Origin of the sequence: Sphingobacterium shayense (genome assembly GCF_013179575.1) — a bacterium.
GTDB classification, from domain to species: domain Bacteria; phylum Bacteroidota; class Bacteroidia; order Sphingobacteriales; family Sphingobacteriaceae; genus Sphingobacterium; species Sphingobacterium shayense.
Genome location: NZ_JABMCQ010000233.1, coordinates 1 through 4,627, shown reverse-complemented (window position 1 = coordinate 4,627; position 4,627 = coordinate 1). Strand labels below are relative to the sequence as shown.

Here is a 4,627-nt window from a genome sequence, read left to right as displayed (position 1 = left end):
ACACTTTTCCGGTGTTGGGAATGACCTGTGCTTCCTGCGCAGGAAGTGCTGAAAGCATTGTCCGCTATGAGGCTGGGGTGGTTGACGCCTCGGTGAACTTTGCAACAGGGAACCTGACCGTTGAATATCTACCCAACATAACTAATGCGACAATATTGCAAAAGGCCGTTCAAGGCGTCGGATATGACCTGTTAATCGAAGAGGAGACAAAGCAGCAGGAAACACTAGAAGCTCTGCATCAAAAGAAGTTTCAGCAACTTAAAACTAAGACCATATGGGCTGCTTTATTGTCCTTGCCGGTTGTCATCATTGGAATGTTCTTTATGGGCATGCCTTATGGCAATGAAATTATGTGGGCCTTTTCCACACCCGTTGTGTTGTGGCTCGGTAAAGATTTCTTCGTCAACGCGTGGAAACAGGCTAAACATCGTTCGGCCAATATGGATACCCTTGTTGCGTTAAGTACCGGTATTGCATATCTGTTTAGTGTGTTCAACATGCTGTACGCCGATTTTTGGCATCAGCGCGGGTTACACGCCCACGTCTATTTTGAGGCCGCAGCTGTAATTATCGCATTCATCTTACTGGGTAAACTGCTTGAAGAAAAAGCGAAAGGTAACACCTCTTCGGCCATTAAAAAATTAATGGGCTTGCAGCCTAAAAGTGTGACCGTTGTTCTATCCGATGGGACCGAGAAACAGACGGTTATTGAAGACGTAAACGCAGGCGATATCATCCTGGTAAAACCAGGAGAGAAAATTGCCGTGGACGGTATGGTAGTCTCAGGCAATTCCTACGTGGATGAAAGTATGCTCAGCGGAGAGCCAGTTCCTGTGCTTAAAAAGCAGGACGAGAAAGTATTTGCTGGAACAATTAACCAAAAAGGTAGTTTTCAGTTCAAAGCAGTAAAAGTAGGTAAGGAAACAATGCTTGCTCAAATCATTAAAATGGTGCAGGACGCCCAGGGTAGTAAAGCGCCCGTACAAAAATTGGTCGATAAGATAGCCGGTATTTTTGTTCCTACCGTTATGGGAATTGCAGCGTTGACATTCATTTTGTGGCTAGTTTTAGGTGGTGAAAATGGTGTCGTACAAGGTCTTTTGGCCGCCGTTACTGTACTAGTAATTGCGTGTCCTTGTGCCTTAGGTCTAGCGACTCCGACCGCGATTATGGTAGGGGTAGGAAAGGGAGCCGAGAACGGAATTTTGATTAAAGATGCCGAAAGCTTGGAATTGGCGAAAAAAGTAACTGCGATCGTGCTAGACAAGACAGGAACAATCACCGAAGGAAGACCACAGGTAACAGGTATTCAGTGGCTGGACAATGATGATCATACTAGCGGTATACTCGTTAGTATCGAAAAACAATCAGAACATCCGTTAGCCGACGCTGTGGTGAAGCATCTGGAAGGTGTGCAGAGCAGTCCGATATCCATGTTTGAGAGCGTTACCGGTAAAGGAGCGAAAGCGGATTTCAATAATGAGACATTTTATGTCGGTAATAAAAAGCTACTGACAGAAAACGACATCACTATTGCACAGACACTACAGCAGCAGGCTGATGAATGGGGAAAACAATCCAAGACAGTAATCTGGTTTGCTAATAGTAAACAAGCCCTGTCCGTGATTGCTATTTCAGATAAGATCAAGGAAACTTCTGTGCAAGCTATCAAAGAGATGTACGAGATGGGAATCGAGCTATATATGTTGACCGGAGATAACGAAGCTACGGCGAAAGCCATTGCCGAACAGACTGGCATCCGGAATTACAGGGCAGAAGTGCTGCCGCAGCATAAAGCTGATTTTGTTAAAGAGCTCCAACAGCAAGGTAAAGTTGTAGCTATGGTTGGGGATGGAATCAACGATAGTACAGCATTGGCAACTGCACATGTGAGTATTGCGATGGGTAAAGGTTCAGATATCGCGATGGACGTTGCAAAAATGACTATTATTTCTTCCGACCTTACAAAAATACCACAAGCAATACGATTGTCGAAACAAACGGTGGCAACGATTAAGCAAAATCTGTTCTGGGCATTTATCTATAATCTTATCGGAATTCCAATTGCTGCAGGGATTCTCTATCCGATTAACGGATTCTTGCTTAACCCGATGATTGCGGGTGCAGCAATGGCGCTAAGTAGTGTGAGCGTTGTGACCAATAGTTTAAGATTAAAGTGGAAAAAATAAAACAGTAAATCTCATAAAGCAAACAAGAAATTACGCAAAGGGAGACATCGATTTTATAACGAAATTTGTATCAACAAATAACAATTAAATATTATAATCATGGAAAATAAAGAATTGAAATTCAAAACAAACCTTAACTGTGGAGGTTGCATATCAAAAGTTCAAGCTGATTTAGATAGCGCCGAGGGTATTTGCCACTGGAACGTCGATATTGATAATGCGGAGAAAACACTTACTGTAAGCTCAAAAGGGATAACTGAAGACGAAGTGGTTGCTATTATACAAAGTAAAGGCTTTAAAGCAGAGCCTGTAGCATAACGTTTGCTAGAAATCGGAGTAGCTTCTTTAAATCAAAAAGCTACTCCGATTTTCTTTAAATACTAACCACCGGTCCATTCTCTTGTTTTCTAGGGGGGAAATTCCAAAAAATCCGGTTAGTATCCAATCTAAACATCAAATGATTTCTCTATCAGCCGCCTTTAACACAGAAATGTTTGTACCTGCATACTGCTTAAAGAAGCGACTAAAGTGCGCTGGGCTTTCAAATCCAAGTTCGTAGGCTATTTCTTTTGCAGATCGGTCCGTATAATGGATATAACGTTTCGCTTCAAGCACAAGCCTGTCACGGATTAGCGAAGATGGTGCCGGTTGCTTTAGCAGCGCAAAAACATTGCTCAGTGTTTTTGGCGATTTATTGAGCGCTGCAGCATAAAAGCTGACCTTGTGTTCTTTCCTGAAATTTTCTTCCAGTAACAGAGAGAACTTCCGGATAATATCCATTTTTTCATCTGTAAACCGCTGATAGCAGTCACTCTGTCGTTTTGCTAGCCGGGTAGTCTTTATAATAACTCTTTTCAGCAGCGTACGAAGCATTTCTCCTTGAAAATTATCTCTCACCATCATTTCATCGGAAAATATCTTTTCCAGAGCGGACATTTCTTCCACTTCTTCGCTATTTAGCTTTATAAACATCGGATGCCGGATGCCGTAGAAAAGAAAGCCGACACACCCTACTTCTGAATCGTGATCAACAATACAGTAAAATTCGCGATTGAATTGCCATGCCGTTAAGGTCTCCGGATATTGAAATGAGAAATGCTGATTAGAAACAAGCGGTAAAATGCTTCGCGCCGGCATGGTATAGGCAATGGAGTCGATATGCACCTCTTGCGATTCTCCCTTATTGTAAATAAAGGTGTTTTGGGGAACAGGACTTGGGTTCCCAAGGCCTGTTCCAGAGAGCAGTTTATTCCCCTTGTGCATAACAAACCGCGCTAAAGTTGCATTTTCAATATATTCTTTTATCGTTTCAACCATCGTTCTGTCATTATAAGCTATAAAAATAAAGAAATCAAACTCAATTTCGTATTGATTATTCTCCGGCGACCATGTGCATAGCAACAGCGATACGGTTCCAGCTGCCAATGGTTACTGTGACAAAGATCACCTGAGCCAATCGCTGTTCTCCAAGTAAGACTAATGCCCGTTCATAGGTCTCATCCGAAAGACCGCCTTTGTCGATCTGGGCGACCTCTTCTACGAGCTTGAGTACAGTCCGTTCCGTTTGCGTGAAAAAAGGTGTTTCCCACCAAGCTGCCAAGGCAAATAGGCGCTGCGGCGTTTCCCCTAGTTCTAAGGCAGCCTGCGTGTGACTGTTGATACAATACCCGCAGCCATTGATCTGTGAAACACGGGTCCGGATAAGTTCCTGTAGCATGGGTTCCAGATCTAATGTCGGTAAATAATTGTCAGCCGTGCCCATCGCCCTATATAACTTGGGTTCAGCCAATCCGATGTCCATTCTTGTTTTTAGCATGATATTTCGTTTTAAAGTGGATGAATGCTTGATTGCCCCGTAGTTAATGGATACTTTTTGCCGAAGGAAATTCATTTGGCACTTGAGTCACAGCATGCAGTATGTTGCTGATAGTTCTGTCTCCGATGTGGACAATTAAATCAATCAAATTTTCTTTTGAGTAACCGGCTTGAAAAAATGCACTTACCAATATACCATCGCCAGGGTGCCTTTCTTTTGAGAGCTGTTTAGTAAGTTTTACCAACGCATCGAGCTTTTTATCGAAACTCGCGTTGCCACCCCTTATTTCCAGCGTCTGTTCTTCGGAGAAACCATTTAGTTTGGCCACCATGGTGTGGGCACTTAGGCAATATACACAGTTGTTTACTTCGCTTACAACCAGCGTTGCTGCCTCTACTTCTTTTCTGGTTAGCGAGGTCTTGCTGTTTTCAAGGTTGATATAAGCTTCTAATGCGTTTTCAGAATAGGCCAGTGTAGAGTAAAGGTTTGGAACGGCACCAAAAGATTTTTTAAGTTCATCGAATACCCGTTGGTTTTTTGCAGAAACTTCTTCTCTTTTTAAGACTTTAAATGTGTTTTCCATTTTGCTAATTTGTTTATGTGTGAAATTGATTTGTTATTG

Annotated in this window: 5 protein-coding genes; 2 read left to right on the top strand and 3 right to left on the bottom strand. The window is 42.6% G+C overall.

The annotated features are described in order from the left end of the window. Together HP439_RS17850 and HP439_RS17845 are read left to right on the top strand one after the other, a co-directional pair. Nucleotides 1–2,189: heavy metal translocating P-type ATPase (locus HP439_RS17850; RefSeq protein ID WP_172391691.1), on the top strand; the 2,189-nt coding region annotated here is incomplete at its 5' end. 99 nt (nucleotides 2,190–2,288) lie between these two features. Then, nucleotides 2,289–2,507: a heavy-metal-associated domain-containing protein gene (locus tag HP439_RS17845; protein WP_172391690.1), complete on the top strand. Its 219-nt coding sequence runs from the start codon at nucleotides 2,289–2,291 to the stop codon at nucleotides 2,505–2,507. Nucleotides 2,508–2,642: 135 nt separating this feature from the next. On the opposite strand, the gene HP439_RS17840 is transcribed toward HP439_RS17845, so the two are convergent. Genes HP439_RS17840 through HP439_RS17830 form a run of 3 tightly spaced genes read right to left on the bottom strand, consistent with a single transcriptional unit; the run spans nucleotide 2,643 to nucleotide 4,588 of the window. Beyond that, on the bottom strand, nucleotides 2,643–3,506 hold the full coding sequence (locus HP439_RS17840; RefSeq protein WP_172391689.1) for a helix-turn-helix domain-containing protein: 864 nt from the start codon (nucleotides 3,504–3,506) through the stop codon (nucleotides 2,643–2,645). A 55-nt stretch (nucleotides 3,507–3,561) separates the two neighbouring features. Continuing rightward, nucleotides 3,562–4,005 carry a carboxymuconolactone decarboxylase family protein gene (locus HP439_RS17835; RefSeq protein ID WP_172391688.1) on the bottom strand — a complete coding sequence of 148 codons (444 nt, stop codon included), beginning with the start codon at nucleotides 4,003–4,005 and terminating at the stop codon, nucleotides 3,562–3,564. Nucleotides 4,006–4,048: 43 nt separating this feature from the next. After that, nucleotides 4,049–4,588, bottom strand: coding sequence for a carboxymuconolactone decarboxylase family protein (locus tag HP439_RS17830; RefSeq protein WP_172391687.1), 540 nt, complete (start codon nucleotides 4,586–4,588; stop codon nucleotides 4,049–4,051). Nucleotides 4,589–4,627: the final 39 nt, after the last annotated feature.

Coding starts and splice junctions, on each gene's coding strand:
- HP439_RS17845 (WP_172391690.1), top strand. CDS start 2,289: ATGGAAAATAAAGAATTGAAATTCAAAACAAACCTTAACTGTGGAGGT.
- HP439_RS17840 (WP_172391689.1), bottom strand. CDS start 3,506: ATGGTTGAAACGATAAAAGAATATATTGAAAATGCAACTTTAGCGCGG.
- HP439_RS17835 (WP_172391688.1), bottom strand. CDS start 4,005: ATGCTAAAAACAAGAATGGACATCGGATTGGCTGAACCCAAGTTATAT.
- HP439_RS17830 (WP_172391687.1), bottom strand. CDS start 4,588: ATGGAAAACACATTTAAAGTCTTAAAAAGAGAAGAAGTTTCTGCAAAA.